This window comes from Bradyrhizobium sp. USDA3516, from assembly GCF_057651995.1.
The window spans coordinates 274,080-289,362 of the sequence record NZ_JBYGYN010000007.1; the positions used below are offsets into that span (position 1 = coordinate 274,080).

16 protein-coding genes are annotated in these 15,283 nt (G+C 64.9%); 8 read left to right on the plus strand and 8 right to left on the minus strand.

Annotated features, from left to right (window positions below; genetic code table 11):
• Nucleotides 1-80 precede the first annotated feature (80 nt).
• The 4 genes from AC24YW_RS23045 (at nt 81) to AC24YW_RS23060 (ending at nt 4,767) form a co-directional block, all read left to right on the plus strand.
• On the plus strand, nt 81-548 hold the full coding sequence (locus tag AC24YW_RS23045) for a hypothetical protein (protein ID WP_487484843.1): 468 nt from the start codon (nt 81-83) through the stop codon (nt 546-548).
• 131 nt (nt 549-679) lie between these two features.
• Nucleotides 680-2,923 (plus strand): PAS domain-containing hybrid sensor histidine kinase/response regulator, encoded by a 2,244-nt coding sequence (locus AC24YW_RS23050; protein WP_487484844.1) that lies wholly within the window; start codon nt 680-682, stop codon nt 2,921-2,923.
• Between the two features lie 84 nt (nt 2,924-3,007).
• The gene (locus tag AC24YW_RS23055; protein ID WP_487484845.1) at nt 3,008-3,637 is read left to right on the plus strand and encodes a histidine phosphatase family protein; all 630 of its coding nucleotides are present in this window, start codon (nt 3,008-3,010) and stop codon (nt 3,635-3,637) included.
• Nucleotides 3,638-3,708: 71 nt separating this feature from the next.
• A complete protein-coding gene (locus tag AC24YW_RS23060) occupies nt 3,709-4,767 on the plus strand; it encodes an AI-2E family transporter (protein WP_487484846.1) in 1,059 nt (352 codons plus the stop codon).
• A gap of 3 nt (nt 4,768-4,770) precedes the next feature.
• Here AC24YW_RS23060 and AC24YW_RS23065 read toward each other — a convergent pair whose 3' ends face one another.
• The 8 genes from AC24YW_RS23065 to hisB all read right to left on the minus strand — a co-directional run bounded on the left by AC24YW_RS23065 (nt 4,771) and on the right by hisB (nt 12,000).
• Entirely contained in the window at nt 4,771-6,741 is a 1,971-nt protein-coding gene (locus AC24YW_RS23065; RefSeq protein WP_487484847.1) for a hybrid sensor histidine kinase/response regulator, read from the minus strand.
• Nucleotides 6,742-7,246: 505 nt separating this feature from the next.
• Nucleotides 7,247-8,203, minus strand: coding sequence for a type I pantothenate kinase (gene coaA / locus AC24YW_RS23070; RefSeq protein WP_028180741.1), 957 nt, complete (start codon nt 8,201-8,203; stop codon nt 7,247-7,249).
• A gap of 21 nt (nt 8,204-8,224) precedes the next feature.
• Nucleotides 8,225-8,551 carry a phosphoribosyl-ATP diphosphatase gene (locus AC24YW_RS23075; protein WP_487484848.1) on the minus strand — a complete coding sequence of 109 codons (327 nt, stop codon included), beginning with the start codon at nt 8,549-8,551 and terminating at the stop codon, nt 8,225-8,227.
• 101 nt (nt 8,552-8,652) lie between these two features.
• Complete coding sequence (gene hisF, locus AC24YW_RS23080; protein WP_487484849.1) at nt 8,653-9,426, minus strand: imidazole glycerol phosphate synthase subunit HisF; 774 nt, start codon at nt 9,424-9,426, stop codon at nt 8,653-8,655.
• 3 nt (nt 9,427-9,429) lie between these two features.
• A complete protein-coding gene (gene hisA, locus AC24YW_RS23085; RefSeq protein WP_487484850.1) occupies nt 9,430-10,176 on the minus strand; it encodes a 1-(5-phosphoribosyl)-5-[(5-phosphoribosylamino)methylideneamino]imidazole-4-carboxamide isomerase in 747 nt (248 codons plus the stop codon).
• The gene (gene hisH, locus AC24YW_RS23090) at nt 10,164-10,814 is read right to left on the minus strand and encodes an imidazole glycerol phosphate synthase subunit HisH (protein ID WP_487484851.1); all 651 of its coding nucleotides are present in this window, start codon (nt 10,812-10,814) and stop codon (nt 10,164-10,166) included. The genes hisA and hisH overlap by 13 nt, the downstream gene beginning before the upstream one ends.
• Nucleotides 10,811-11,341: a DUF2628 domain-containing protein gene (locus AC24YW_RS23095; RefSeq protein WP_487484852.1), complete on the minus strand. Its 531-nt coding sequence runs from the start codon at nt 11,339-11,341 to the stop codon at nt 10,811-10,813. Before AC24YW_RS23095 ends, hisH begins: the two co-directional genes overlap by 4 nt.
• A 65-nt stretch (nt 11,342-11,406) precedes the next feature.
• Nucleotides 11,407-12,000, minus strand: coding sequence for an imidazoleglycerol-phosphate dehydratase HisB (gene hisB, locus AC24YW_RS23100; RefSeq protein WP_487484853.1), 594 nt, complete (start codon nt 11,998-12,000; stop codon nt 11,407-11,409).
• Nucleotides 12,001-12,249: 249 nt separating this feature from the next.
• On the opposite strand from hisB, the gene hslV reads away from it, so the two are divergent.
• From hslV to hslU, 4 genes are read left to right on the plus strand one after another with little or no spacing between them, the layout of a single operon-like run.
• Nucleotides 12,250-12,810 (plus strand): ATP-dependent protease subunit HslV, encoded by a 561-nt coding sequence (hslV, locus tag AC24YW_RS23105; protein ID WP_487484854.1) that lies wholly within the window; start codon nt 12,250-12,252, stop codon nt 12,808-12,810.
• 3 nt (nt 12,811-12,813) lie between these two features.
• The gene (locus AC24YW_RS23110) at nt 12,814-13,296 is read left to right on the plus strand and encodes a GNAT family N-acetyltransferase (protein WP_487484855.1); all 483 of its coding nucleotides are present in this window, start codon (nt 12,814-12,816) and stop codon (nt 13,294-13,296) included.
• Nucleotides 13,293-13,910, plus strand: coding sequence for a DUF2585 domain-containing protein (locus AC24YW_RS23115; protein WP_487484856.1), 618 nt, complete (start codon nt 13,293-13,295; stop codon nt 13,908-13,910). The genes AC24YW_RS23110 and AC24YW_RS23115 overlap by 4 nt, the downstream gene beginning before the upstream one ends.
• A 49-nt stretch (nt 13,911-13,959) precedes the next feature.
• Nucleotides 13,960-15,264, plus strand: coding sequence for an ATP-dependent protease ATPase subunit HslU (hslU, locus tag AC24YW_RS23120; protein ID WP_487484857.1), 1,305 nt, complete (start codon nt 13,960-13,962; stop codon nt 15,262-15,264).
• Nucleotides 15,265-15,283: the final 19 nt, after the last annotated feature.

Sequence of the window (15,283 nt, forward strand, 5' to 3'; positions counted from 1 at the left end):
ACTTTCCTTTACGCTCTGCAAACCATAAGGCCCGACGCGTTTCGGTTGTGAGTTCCCCGGGGCCTAGCGAGTCAAGCGTCATGTTGCGTTTCAAGGTCCTGGCCTCAGCTGTTCCCCTGCTCGCGGCTGCAGTGTTCGCCCGCGCCGAGATCGGTTCGGTGTCGCATCCCTGCATCGCGCTGGGCGACACATCGGTCGAGCTCACCTCGCTGTTCTGGACCGCCGGCGTGCATGCCGCCTTCACCGACGATCCCGCGCGGGCGACGGTGCGGGTCCAGATCACCGAGGATGCCGACACTGCGGATTTCGCTGTGGTCGACGACGGCCTCGGCTCCGAGCCTGATACCTGCCAGGCGAGCCCCTCGACGCGTCTCGTCTCGATCGCCGCGCAGCCGGTCGACGGCGGCCAGGTGATCTATCTCTCCAGCGACGGACCGGCGGATTACCGCATCTATGTGCGCTCGAAGACGTTCTCGCCGCGCGAGGCGGCGGCGCTGATCGTTGGCGCCCGCGGCGGCCATGGCCGCTTCCAGGCGGCCTCGCTCTGACCCGTTAACATCTCGTCAACCCTGTTCGGAGGCGGCGCTACCGCTGCAAGCTGTTCGCAAGGTCGGCGGGCCATCGTCGCACGCGGCGGCGGGGGTTACAGGCAAGGGCCGGTTGCCAAGGGTCGGTTGCGATGGGTGGGACGTTCCGGATCAAGGTGCGCATGCGCCGCTTCAGGCGGCGGCATCCGAGGCTCGCCTTCGCGATCCGCTCCTTCATGATCTTCTCGGCGACGTTCGGCGGCGCCTATGGCTTTGTCTCCGGCAGCCGTTCCGACAATTCCGGCTACGATCCCCACGCCTTTGCGATCGGCGCCAGCTTCCTGTTCGCGCTCGCCTGCCTCGGACTTGCGACGCTGAGCATGCGCCTGCGCTTCGTCAACAAGCGGCTGCGGACGCTCGCCGCCCACAATGAGGCGTTGATCGACCGCAATTGGGAGCTGAAGGAAGCGGAAGAGCGCGCCCGCAGCCTGTTCGAGCAGCAGGGCGACCTCATCGTGCTGCGCGACACGAGCGGCCGCATCACCTTTGCCAACGAGGCCTATTGCGCGCTCGCAGGACAGGCGCGCAGCGCGCTGGTCGGCACGCGCTTCGATTTCGACGTGCTGGAGCAGGGCGACAGTGCCCGCGAGAGCAGCGGCACGCGCATTCACGACCAGAGGATCGCAACCCCGCTCGGCGCGCGCTGGATCGCCTGGCGCGAGGGCTATGTCCGCCTCGATGCCGGCCAGCCCGCCGAGTTGCAGAGCGTCGGACGCGACGTCACCGACCGCACCGAGACCGAGCGTGCATTGTCGGACGCGCGCGACCAGGCCGACGCCGCCAACCGCGCCAAGTCGCGCTTCCTGGCGATGGCCTCGCACGAGATCCGCACGCCCTTGAACGGCATCATCGGCATGGGCGGCCTGTTGCTCGACACCGATCTGACGCCGGAGCAGGCGACCTATGCCAGGGCGGTGAAGACCTCGGGCGAAGCCTTGATGGCACTGATCGAGGAGCTGCTCGACTATTCCAAGATCGAGGCCGGCAAGCTCGACCTCGATCAGCGTCCCTTCGCACTCTCGACCCTGGTCGAGGAGATCACCGAACTGCTCGCGCCGCGCGCGCAGGCGAAGACGCTCGAGATCGCCGCCTATATCGACGAGCGCCTGCCGCTCGAAGTGGTCGGCGACGCCGCGCGGCTACGCCAGGTGCTGCTCAACCTCGCCGGCAACGCCATCAAGTTCACGAGCCACGGCGGCGTGGCGCTCATCGTCGAGCCTGGCATCTGGCCGAACGAGATCAGCTTCCTGGTTCGCGACACCGGCATCGGCATCGCAGCCGAAGCCCAGCAGCGCATCTTCCGCGAATTCGAGCAGGCCGACGAGCGCGTCGCCCGCACCTATGGCGGCACCGGGCTCGGCCTTTCCATCAGCGAGCGCATCGTCAAGCGCATGGGCGGCCGGATCGCGCTGACGAGCGAGCCGGGCAAGGGCTCGACCTTCGAGGTCGCGGTGCCGCTTCCGCCGTCGCAAGGCGGCGCCGGACAAACCGCATTTCCCAGCCCCGACCTCACCGGCAAGTCGATGCTCCTCGTCGCCGACGGCATCGAAGCCTCGCTCATCGCGCGGCGCCTCGAACGTTGGGGCGGCCAGACCTGCCTGGTTGCGGATGCGGCAGTCGCCGAAGCATTGCTGCCCGAACGCTCCTGGCACGCCGTGCTGATCGATCGCGCGATCGGTCCTGCCGCGGCCGATCATCTCGGTGAGGCCGCCCGCACGCATGCCTTGCAGCGCCTCGTACTGCTGACGTCGAGCTCGCGGCACGAGAAGCTGTCGCCGGCCTTCACCGGCTTTCTGGTGAAGCCGCTGCGCGCGGCCTCGCTTGCCGCACGCCTCGCCTTGACGCCGGAGGTCGCTTCGCCCGATCTCGCGCCGGAGCCGCCGCCGGCCTCCGCCGGCCCCGCGCGGGCGAAAGGCCTGTCGATCCTCGTCGCCGAGGACAACGAGATCAACGCCCTCCTGATGCGCTCGCTGCTGACCAAGCTCGGCCACCGCGTCGTCATCGCCGTCCATGGCGAGGCCGCGCTGGAATCCTGGCTCGCCGCCTCATCGGCCGGCACGCCCTACGATCTCGTGCTGATGGACATCCAGATGCCGCAGCTCGACGGCATCGAGGCGACAAAGCGCATCCGCGCGCACGAGGCCGCGCTGGGCGGTTCCCGCACGCCGATCCTGGCGCTCACCGCCAACACGCTGGTGGAGGATCGTTATGCCTGCTTCGAGGCGGGCATGAACGGATTTCTGATCAAGCCGCTCGACCGCGAAAAGCTCGAGGAGGCGCTGGCGGGCCTCGCCGCGTCCCGGTACCTGACGGTTCCAGATCTCACGGGAACCTGATCTCGTCCGGCGATCGCAATTGAAATCGAGCGCGTTGCGCGTCACGATCCCAAAGGGGGCTTTTGCAACCAAAGGATTTTGCGCATGAACGTGCTTTGCCGCCTCGCCCTGATTGTTCTCCTCGCTGGAATCTCCCGCCACGCAGCCGCCGACACACCGGACCTCATCTCGTCCCTCAAGCAGGGCGGCTACGTCCTGATCTTCCGACACACCGCGACCGACGACAGCCAGAAGGATGTCTACCCCTTCAAGTTCGACGACATGAGCGCCCAGCGTCAGCTCAGCGAGAAGGGCAGGGACATGGCGCGCCAGATCGGGACGGCGATCAAGGACCTCGCGGTCCCCATCGGCGACGTCTACACCAGCCGCCTGAACCGCGCGGTCGAGGCCGGCAAGCTGATCTCCGGCCGCGAGGTCAAGCCGGTCGATGCCCTGACCGACAGCAGCAACGCCAGCGCATCGGGAATGGCAAACCCGACCGGCGCCAATACCAAGGCCGGGCAGGCCGTGCGCCAGCTCGTCGATGCGCCGCCGCAGGCCGGCACCAACACGGTCCTGGTGACCCACAAGACCAACATCGCCGATGCCTTCGGCAAGGAGGCCGGAAACGTCGGGGAAGGCGAGGCCTTCGTCTACAAGGCCGGCAGCTCCGGCCCCGCCACCTTCGCAGGGCGCATTACACTTGCGGATTGGATCGCGAAAGCAGGCAAGTGAGGACCTGCCGCTCCGCCACGATGTTGTGCTACGGACATCATCTGGCGAACGAGCGAAGAGCTGGCGAACACGTGAGAACATCGGAGAACCGTTCATTCCTCATCCTGCTCGGCGCGATCTCCGTTGCGTTCGCCTGGGTGCTCTGGCCGTTCTCCGGTGCCGTGTTGTGGGCCACGCTGCTGGCCATCATCTTCGCCCCGTTCTATCGGCGGGTGTTGAAATCCGTGCCGGAAAAGCACAATCTTGCCGCACTCGTCACCGTCGTCGTCGTGATCGTCATGGTCCTGATCCCCGTGGCGATCATCATCGCTTCGCTGATCGACCAGGGTGGGGAGCTGTACCAGCGCATTCAGAGCGGGGAAATCAGCCTCGCTGATCCCCTGCAGCAGCTGAAATCCGCGTTGCCCGCCTGGGCTGCGTCGCTCGGGGACCGTCTGGCCGGCATCGATCTCTCGGCCCTGAGGGAACGCCTGTCGGGTCTGGTCGTCCCTGCCGGACAGCAGCTGGCGGGGCACGCGATCAACATCGGTCAGGTGACGCTGGAGTTCGTGGCAAGCCTGCTGGTGATGTTGTACCTGCTGTTCTTCCTGCTGCGCGACGGTGACGAGCTCAATGCCCGCATTCGCGAGGCGCTCCCGCTGAGCCCGAGCCATACCGCCCAGATTCTCGATGTCTTCATCCTGGCGGTTCGTGGAACGATCAAGGGGATCGTTCTCGTCGCCCTGATTCAGGGGGCGCTCGGCGGGCTCATCTTCTGGCTGCTCGGCCTGACGGCACCGCTGCTGGCGGGCGCGCTCATGGCGATGGTCTCACTGCTGCCGGTGCTCGGCTCCGCGCTGGTCTGGGTTCCGGTTGCGCTTTACCTGCTTGTTGCAGGTTCGGTCACGAAGGGCCTCATCCTGCTCGCTTTCGGCACCTTCGTGATCGGCCTTGCGGACAATTTTCTCCGCCCGATCCTGGTCGGCCAGTCGATCCAGATGCCGAGCTATGTCGTGCTGCTCGCCACGCTCGGGGGCCTTGCGTCGTTCGGGGCGAACGGCTTCGTCATCGGCCCGCTCGTTGCTACGATGTTTCTGACGACTTGGCACATCTTCGTCGTCGGAAAAGCGCGAGATGACGTCCGAAAGTGACCTTCATTCCTTGGCCGGCCGGTCTAGGATCTCGCGCACACGCAGCGCCAGCTTCGCTTGCGAGACGGGCTTCTCGAGAACATCGACCCCTTCATCCAGGCGGCCCTGGTGGACGACGGCGTTCCTGGAATACCCGGTCATGTAAAGAGTCTTGAGTCCCGGCCGAATCTGCTGCGCTCGTCTGCCGAGCTCGCGACCGTTGATTCCGGGCATGACGACATCGGTTAGAAGCAGATCCACTCTCGGCTCCTCCTGGAGCAGAATCGTCAGAGCGCCTTGAGCGCTCGGCGCGGAGAGGACGCGATAATTGAGGTCGCGCAGGACATCGCACACATAGGCCCTGAGGTCGGCATCATCCTCGACAACGAGAAGGGTCTCAATCTTCTCGCCTTCGGGCAACACGTCTTCCGGCTCGTTGGCAGGCGCCCGGCTCGTGCCGAGATAACGAGGGAAGTACATCTTGATGCTCGTGCCGTGGCCGACCTCGCTGTAGATCTTCACGTGCCCGCCGGATTGCTTGACGAAGCCATAGACCTGGCTGAGACCGAGCCCCGTGCCGTGCCCCGGCTCTTTCGTCGTGAAAAAAGGCTCGAAGGCATGATCGAGCACCTCGCTCGACATTCCGCTTCCGGTGTCGGTCACACAAATTACGACGTACTGACCTGGCGACAGCTCGGGATTGATGCGGCTGTAGTCATCATCGGCCGAGACATTCACGGCCTCGACGGTGAGCTTGCCGCCGTCTGGCATGGCGTCGCGCGCGTTAATGGCGAGATTGATGATCGCCGACTCCAGATGGTTTGCGTCGGCTTCGATCTGCCACAGGCCCGCGCTGCCGACAGTCTCGACTTCGATCCGTTCGCCGAGCGTACGCTGCAGGAAATCCTGCACGCCGTTCAGGAAGTTGTTGACGTTGATCGGCTTCGGATCGAGCGCCTGGCGGCGCGAGAAGGCAAGCAAACGGCTGGTCAGCGCCGCAGCTCTCTGGGCACCACGCTTGGCGTGGCCGAGAGCGCGCTGGAGATTGCCGCTGCCGGCCAATTGGCGGGCATTGCGCTCCGCAGTCTCGATGTTGCCCAGCACGATCATGAGCAGGTTGTTGAAATCGTGCGCGATGCCGCCGCTGAGCTGTCCGACGGCCTCGAGCTTCTGCGAGGCGAGCAGTTGCTCCTGAACCTGCTTGAGCTCGTCCTGTGCGCGCTTGCGTTCGGTGAGATCGCGCGTGACCTTGGCGAAACCGATGACCTCGCCTGTCTCGCCGACGATTCGATCGATGATGACGGACGCCCAGAAGCGCGTTCCATCCCTTCGTAACCGCCAGCCTTCGGCCTCGAAGCGGCCGTGCTCGCGAGCCTCTGCCAACGCGCGCTTGGGGACTCCGCTTGCGATATCTTCCGGCGTGTAGAACCGGCTGAAATGCTGCCCGATGATCTCATCCGGAGCATAGCCTTTGATGCGCTGAGCCCCTGGATTCCAGGTCGCGACGTTGCCCTGCGGGTCGAGCTGGAAAATGGCATAGTCGATCACGGCCTCGATCAAACGACGGTAGCGTCGCTCACTCTCGAGCAGCTCGGCGTGCGCCTGCTGCCGCTCGGTGATATCCCGCGTCACCTTGGCAAAGCCGATCAGGCGGCCCTGCTCGTCCCTAATCGCGTCGAGGACGACGAGGGCCCAGAACCGGCTGCCGTCCTTGCGCACCCGCCAGCCCTCGGAATGGAAGCGCCCTGTCTCACGCGCTGTCGTCAGCGCCCTGTCGGGCAGGCCCGCGGTGCGATCCTCGGGCGTGTAGAACGCCGAGAACGACTTGCCGACGATTTCGCCTGCGGAATAACCCTTGAGACGCTCGGCCCCCACATTCCAGGTCCGTACGATCCCATCGGTATCGAGCATGAAGATCGCATAGTCGACGATCGCGTTGACCAACAGCTCGAGGCGGCGTCCGTCCTCGAGCTCGTCGAGCGGCGTTTGACTCATGCGGGTCCTCGAGACGCGAGCAACGGGCGGGGTTGCTCAACGAATAGGCAGCAACAAAGTTCCCGGCACTTAGATATATTTACGCTGATGGGTCCGCACGCTCGACTAAGGCTGTGCGGGAACGACCGAACGAGCCCACCCGACCGCTTCTGGCGAACCGACTGCGTGCCGCATGAGTGAGAAATCGGGGGCCGCAAGTCGATCGGGCGGCCCCTGAGTGCCCTTGAAGACCGTGTCGGTCTGAGCTGCGCGCTTGCAATGCGGGCAAACGAAGAGATGCGCGATGATCGGGACCGGCTCGTCCGCGAGCAATTCGGAGCGATACCATCTCATCTCGACGTGGCAGTCCGGACATGTCGGCGCTTCCAGATGCTCTGCAGCGCTTCTGAGACGATCAACCATGGCCCCTCACGTTTTCGAAGGCCATAACCCAATACCCTTTGCCGCTCTGCATCAAAAGATACTCAGCGGGAAAATTGCAACCGGCTGGGCTGTTCCGGCTTGGCTACAGCCGCCTGAGCGCCACGCTCTCCACCGTGTGGTCGGCGCCCTTCTTGAGGATCAACGTCGCACGGGGCCGGGTCGGCAGGATGTTGTCCTCGAGATTGGCGAGGTTGGTACGCTCCCAGATCGCGATCGCTGTCGCGGTCGCTTCCTCGTCCGACAGCAGCGCATAGCGGTTGAAGTATGATTTTGGATTGGTAAATGCGGTGTCGCGCAGCGCCAGGAAGCGCTTGATGTACCATTGCCGCAGCGCTGCCTCGTCGGCGTCGATATAGACCGAGAAATCGAAGAAGTCGGAAACCACCGGCACCGCCTTGCCGTCACGGGGCAGCTTGCCGGTTTGCAGGACGTTGACGCCTTCGACAATCAGGATGTCGGGCTGGTCGATCTCGGCCCATTGATTCGGCACGATGTCGTAGGTCAGATGCGAATAGACCGGCGCGCGCACGTGGCGGCGGCCGGCCTTGATGTCGGAGAGGAAGCTGAGCAGCAGCGGCAGGTCGTAACTCTCCGGAAATCCCTTCTTCTGCATCATGCCGTGCCGCTCGAGCACCGCGTTGGGGTAGAGAAATCCGTCAGTGGTGATCAGCTCGACCTTCGGTCGCGGCGACCAGCGCGCCAGCAGCGCCTGGAGCACGCGGGCGGTGGTGGACTTGCCGACCGCAACGGAGCCGGCGACGCCGATGATGTAGGGCACCTTGCGGTCCCTGATGTTGAGGAACTGGCGCTCGGCGTAATACAGCCGCTGCATCGCATCGACGTAGATCGACAACAGGCGCGAGAGCGGCAGATAGATGTCCTCGACCTCCTGTAGGTCGAGGCGATCATGCAGCGAGCGCAGCCGGTCGAACTCGCCCGGCTCCAGCGTCATCGGCGTATCGTCGCGCAGCCGCGCCCACTGCTCGCGCGTGTAGACGCGGTACGGATTATACTGCTGCTCCGGTGCGCGGATATCCATGACGCGACCTCTCCACCTCGGCTAGCTGCCGCCCTTGCGCGACGCCTTCTCTTCCAGCCCCGACATCGAGGTCCGCTTGTCCAGCGCGGCCTCGACCTCTTCCAGCTTTATGCCGCGTGCCTTCAGCAGCACAAGGAAATGATAGAGCAGGTCGGCACTTTCAGCGATCAGATGCGCGCGATCGTTTTCGACTGCAGCGATTACGGTTTCGACTGCTTCCTCGCCGAACTTCTTGGCGCAATGCTCGGGGCCTTTGTCGAGCAGCTTGCGGGTATAGGATGCTTCGCCGCCGGACGCTGCGCGGGCGTCGATGGTGTCGGCCAGATCATGGATCGTGAAACGCGGCATCGGACTCACTCGGAAACACGCTTGAAAGCACGCTTGGCAACAGATTTGGCCGCGGCGGCCATCCCCATCCGCCAATGTAGCATCGTTACGGACCGGAGTCGTCAGGCATCCAGGCGCATCGGCAGCCCACGCCGCGCCATGTGCTCCTTGGCCTCGCGAATGGTGAATTCCCCGAAATGGAAGATCGAGGCCGCCAGCACCGCGGTGGCGTGCCCGTCGCGGATACCGTCGACGAGATGGTCGAGATTGCCGACGCCGCCCGAGGCGATCACGGGAACGGGAACGCTGTCGGCGATCGCGCGGGTCAGCGGAATGTCGAACCCCTGCCGCGTGCCGTCGCGGTCCATCGAGGTGAGCAGGATCTCCCCGGCGCCGAGTGAAACCACCTCCTGGGCGTATTCGATCGCGTCGATGCCGGTCGAGTTGCGCCCGCCATGGGTGAAGATCTCCCAGCGGTCGCCGCCCGAACGCTTGACGCGCTTGGCGTCGATCGCGACCACCACGCACTGCTCGCCGAATTTTTCGGCAGCTTCCTTGACGAATTCGCGGCGGGATACCGCGGCGCTGTTGATCGAGACCTTGTCGGCGCCGGCGCGCAGCAGCGTCTTGATGTCGTTGACCTCGCGCACGCCGCCGCCGACGGTGACGGGCATGAAGCAGGCTTCCGCCGTGCGCCGGACCACGTCCAGCATGATGCCGCGGTTCTCGTGGGTCGCGGTGATGTCGAGGAAGGTGAGCTCGTCGGCACCGGCGGCGTCATAGGCGATCGCGGCCTCGACGGGATCGCCGGCATCCCTGAGATCGACGAAGTTGACGCCCTTGACGACGCGGCCGTCCTTGACGTCGAGGCAGGGGATCACGCGCACCTTGAACATGGGTCAGCTCCTGCGCGCGTCGCGGATCAAGGTGAGGGCGGCGGCGGGATCGAGCCGGCCGTCATAGAGCGCACGGCCGGCGATCGCGCCGGCGAGCTTGTTGGCGCGCGGCATCAGCATGGCTTTCACGTCCTCGATCGAGGCGAGGCCGCCGGAGGCGATCACGGGGATCGAGATGGCGTCGGCGAGCGCGATGGTCGCATCGAGATTCAAGCCTTTGAGCAGCCCATCGCGCGCGATATCGGTGAAGATGATGGCGGCGACGCCGGCATCCTCGAATCGCTTGGCGATCTCGAGCACCGTGACCTGCGAGGTCTCCGCCCAGCCTTCGACCGCGACCTTGCCGTCGCGCGCATCGAGGCCCACGGCCACGCGGCCGGGGAATTTTCTCGCGGCGGATTTCACCAGCTCCGGGTCGCGCACTGCAGCGGTGCCGATGATGACGCGCGTGATGCCCTTGTCGAGCCAGGCTTCGACGGTCGCGAGATCGCGAATGCCGCCGCCGAGCTGCACCGGAATCTTGATCGTCTTCAGCATCGCCTCGACAGCCTCGGCATTCACCGGCTTGCCGGCAAAGGCACCGTCGAGGTCGACGACGTGGAGATACTCAAAACCTTGCGCGACAAAGCTCTGCGCCTGCGCCGCCGGATTGAGGTTGAACACGGTCGCGCGCGCCATGTCGCCTTGCTCGAGGCGCACGCACTGGCCGTTCTTGAGGTCGATCGCGGGAAAGAGAATCACGGTTTCCATCGCAAGAAGTTCGAGATCAGGGCCAAACCAAAACGCTGGCTCTTCTCGGGGTGAAACTGCGTGCCGATGGCGGTGTCCTTCGCGACGATCGCGGTGAGGGGCCCGCCGTAATCGGCGCGCGCGAGCACGTCCGCCTCGCTGGCGGGGTTGAGGTGATAGGAGTGCACGAAATAGGCGTGCTGGCCCTTCGGCCCGAGCGGCAGCTTGTCCAGCACCGGATGCTCCCTGAGCACCTCCAGCGTATTCCAGCCCATGTGCGGGATCTTCAGGCTTTCATCGCGCGGCGTGATCTTCTCGACGTCGCCGCCGATCCAGTTCAGGCCTTCGGTGATGACGTGTTCCTTGCCGCGGCTCGCCATCAGCTGCATGCCGACGCAGATGCCGAAGAACGGCCGCGCCTTGACGCGCACCGCTTCGGTGATGGCCTCGACCATGCCGTTGACGGCGTCCAGCCCGCGCCGGCAATCGGCGAAGGCACCGACGCCCGGGAGCACCAGGCGGTCAGCCTCGTAAGCCTGATCCGGATCACTGGTAACAAAGACCTTTTGCGGGCTGTCCAGGCTGCGCGCGGCGCGCTCGAAAGCTTTCGCGGCGGAATGCAGATTGCCGGAACCGTAATCGATGATGGCGACGCTCATCTTGACCCTCCCGGTTCTGGAAACAATCCAATGATGCCGCCGGCCGGAAGCGGCGGCGGGTTCGAGAATGGCTGACCCGGCACATTCCGGGTCGGCGGCGGGCCGCCGCGATCGACGGCCCATTGATCATTGACCGCACCGTTCTGCTTCTGGCTCCAGCGCTCGAAGAAGCGGCGCTCCGCGGTATCGCTGTCGTCGGCGACCACGATGTCGAGCTGGCGCCATTTGCCGCGCGACAAGGTCCAGCGGCGCAGGCTCGAGGCTTCAAAGCCCATCAGCAGCGCGACGATGCAATCGGCGAAGAAGATCGAGGAGCGCCCGACGCCGAGGCTCGACAGCCCCACGTTGAACGCAACCAGGACGATCAGATAGCCGATCAGCGCCAGCCACAGCCGATTCCACAACAGCCAGAACGGACCGAAGATCATCGCCCAGAAATGGAAGCCGTCGCGCACGAACACGAACTTGTCGGTCGCGCGCGGGTCGGCTCCGGCGGGTGAGGGAGCGTGGACTGTGTAGACAGGCATGGTGATGCCCCGTTCTTAAAAATTCAGTGATGCCGCCAGCAGCGTCCGCCGCAAGCCGGAAGATGTCAGCCGCCGAGCGAGCCCTTGGTGGACGGGATCTCGCCCGCCGCCTTCGGATCGATCGCCACGGCCATGCGCAGCGCCCGCGCCAGACCCTTGAAGCAGGACTCGGCGATATGATGGCTGTTATCGCCATATAGGGTCTCGACGTGGAGAGTCACGCCGGCGTTGATGGCGAAAGCCTGGAACCACTCGCGCACCAGCTCGGTGTCGAACTCGCCGATCTTGTGCCGGGGGAAGTCGGCCTTGAACACCAGGAACGGGCGGCCCGAGATGTCGATCACCACGCGCGTCAGCGTCTCGTCCATGGGCATGTGCACGCCGGCATAGCGGGTGATGCCCGCCATGTTGCCGAGCGCCTGCTTGACCGCCTGGCCAAGCGCGATGCCGGTGTCTTCGGTGGTATGGTGATAATCAATGTGCAGGTCGCCCACCGCCTTGACCGTGAGGTCGATGCGGGAATGGCGGGCGAGGAGATCGAGCATATGGTCGAAAAAGCCGATGCCGGTCGCGATATTGGCCGCGCCTGATCCATCGAGGTTCACGGAGACCTCGATGTCGGTTTCCTTGGTCTTGCGCTTGATCGTCGCGGTGCGCATTGAAAGCTGGCTTTCGCTTCTTTTTGAGCATGATCTTGGAAAACCGGTGCCCGCTTTTCCGGATCATGCTCGGGGCCCGAAAACGCCAGTCTCTTAACAGCCAAATGACACCTTCGCTACTGCGGGAACGGCTGGCCGGGCCTCTACTTCTGCCTATGGTGAGCGAATTCGGCCCGGAACGGCCCGTTGTGCGCAGGTTGTCCCCTTGGTCCCGACCGCCTAAATCAGGCCGGACAACGAGGATCATTCATGCAGGACTCCCAGAACAGCTTCCCACGCTGGCACGGCACCACCATTCTGACCGTCCGCAAGGCCGGCAAGGTGGTGGTCGGCGGCGACGGCCAGGTCTCGATCGGCCAGACCGTCATCAAGTCCAATGCCAAGAAGGTCCGCAAGCTCGGCAAGGGCGACGTGATCGGCGGCTTCGCCGGCGCCACGGCTGACGCCTTCACGCTGTTCGAGCGGCTCGAATCCAAGCTCGAGCAATATCCGGGACAGCTGACCCGCGCGGCGGTGGAGCTCGCCAAGGACTGGCGCACCGACCGCTATCTGCGGCGGCTGGAGGCCATGATGATCGTGGCCGACAAGGACGTCTCCCTGGTGCTGACAGGCACCGGCGACGTGCTCGAACCCGAGGCCGGCGTGATGGCGATCGGCTCCGGCGGCAATTACGCGCTGGCGGCGGCCCGGGCCCTGCTCGACACCGACAAGGACGCCGAGACCATCGTCCGCCGCTCGCTGGACATCGCCGCGGATATCTGCGTCTACACCAACCGGAATGTGACGATCGAGAGCCTGGCCACGGGGTAGGTGATGGCGCCCGCCTACACCTTCCGCCCGATGAGTCCGGCCGACATGCCGCTGATCCGGCGCTGGCTCGCCGCACCGCATGTCGCCGAATGGTGGCATGATCCGGAGACGCTTGAATTCGTCGGCGGCGACCTCGATCACCCTGACCTGGCGCAGTTCATCGTTGACCACGACGATCGGCCCTTGGCCTACCTGCAGTGCTACCGGCTCGGCGATTGGCATGTCAGCTTCGGCCCGCAGCCCGTGGGCACTCGCGGTCTCGATCAGTTCATCGGCGAGGCTGACATGCTCGGATGCGGCCACGGCTCCGCTTTCATCCGCGCCTTCATCGACCAGCTCTTCGCGCGCGGTGTGCCGCGCATCGTGATAGACCCGAGTCCTTCCAATGCGCGCGCGATTCGTGCCTATGAGAAAGCTGGATTCGTGCCGCAGCGCGAGATCGTCACGCCCGATGGTCCCGCACTCCTGATGATCCGAGACCCATGACGCTCGCCGCAACTCCCGCCGCCAAGACCGCATTCCCGCCGCTCGCCTGGGTCGGCATCGCGCTGCTGCTGCTGGCGCTGCAGGCCGCGATCCTGCTTGCGATGGGGCGGGTACCGATCTGCGCCTGCGGCACCATCAAGCTGTGGCACGGCGTGGTGAACAGCTCGGAGAATTCCCAGCAGATCGCCGACTGGTACACGTTCTCGCACGTGCTGCACGGCTTCCTGTTCTACGGCCTGACCTGGCTGCTGTTCGCGCGGTTACCCTTCCTGCCTCTCTCCTGGCCCGCACGGTTGATCGTCGCGATGCTGATCGAAGGCGCCTGGGAGATCGTCGAGAACTCGCCCTTCATCATTGAGCGCTACCGCGCCGGCACGATCTCGCTGGATTATTACGGCGACAGCATCCTCAATTCGGTCTCGGACAATCTGGCCATGATCTTGGGGTTCCTGGCCGCACGCGCGCTGCCCGTCACCGCGACCGTGCTGCTCGGCATCGCCTTCGAGATCGTGCTGGCGCTCCACATTCGCGACAATCTGACGCTCAACATCCTGATGCTGATCCATCCGATCGAGGCCGTGAAGCAATGGCAATCCGGCCCGCCGATCATCTGACCCAAAATGCGGCTTGTCCTTGGCCGTCTCCCGCCCTAGCTAATCAGACATGACAGACTTCTCCCCCCGCGAAATCGTTTCCGAACTCGACCGTTTCATCGTCGGCCAGGGCGACGCCAAGCGCGCCGTCTCGATCGCGCTGCGCAACCGCTGGCGCAGGCAGCAGCTCACCGGCTCCTTGCGCGAGGAGGTGCTGCCGAAGAACATCCTGATGATCGGCCCCACCGGCGTCGGCAAGACGGAAATCGCGCGGCGGCTCGCCAAGCTCGCGAATGCGCCGTTCCTGAAGGTGGAAGCGACCAAGTTCACCGAGGTCGGCTATGTCGGCCGCGACGTCGAGCAGATCATCCGCGATCTCGTCGAGGTCGCAATCGCGCAGGTGCGCGAGAGGAAGCGCAAGGACGTGCAGGCGCGCGCACAGCTTGCCGCCGAGGAGCGCGTGCTCGATGCGCTGGTCGGCGCCAATGCGAGCTCGGCGACGCGGGAATCCTTCCGCAAGAAGCTGCGCGCCGGCGAACTGAACGACAAGGAGATCGAGATCGAGACGCAGTCGTCGGGCGGCGGCATGCCGATGTTCGAGATCCCGGGCATGCCGGGCGCCCAGATGGGCGCGATCTCGATCGGCGACATCTTCGGCAAGTTAGGGGGCCGCAGCAAGACGCGGCGGCTGACGGTGGAGAGCTCGCACGAGATCCTCGTCAACGAGGAATCCGACAAGCTCTTGGACACCGAGCAGCTGACGCTGGAGGCGATCAGCGCGGTCGAGAACAACGGCATCGTGTTCCTCGACGAGATCGACAAGATCTGCGCCCGCGACGGCCGCGTCGGCGGCGACGTCTCGCGCGAGGGCGTGCAGCGCGATCTGCTGCCGCTGATCGAAGGCACCACGGTCTCGACCAAGCACGGCGCGGTCAAGACCGACCACATCCTGTTCATCGCCTCGGGCGCCTTCCACGTCGCCAAGCCGTCCGACCTGTTGCCGGAATTGCAGGGCCGCCTGCCGATCCGCGTCGAATTGCAGGCGCTGACCCGCGACGACATGCGCCGCATCCTCACCGAGCCCGAGGCCTCGCTGATCAAGCAATATGTCGCCCTGATGCAGACCGAGGGCGTGACCCTCGACATCACCGACGGCGCCATCGACGCGCTGGCCGACATTGCGGTTGCCGTCAATTCAACGGTCGAGAACATCGGCGCCCGGCGGCTGCAGACCGTGATGGAGCGGGTGCTGGATGAGATCTCCTTCACCGCCCCCGACCGCAACGGCGAGACGGTACGGCTCGACGCGGATTACGTGCAAAAGCACATCGGCGACCTCGCCAAGAACGCGGATCTGAGCCGGTTCATTTTGTAATTCGGGGCGGTCACGCTAT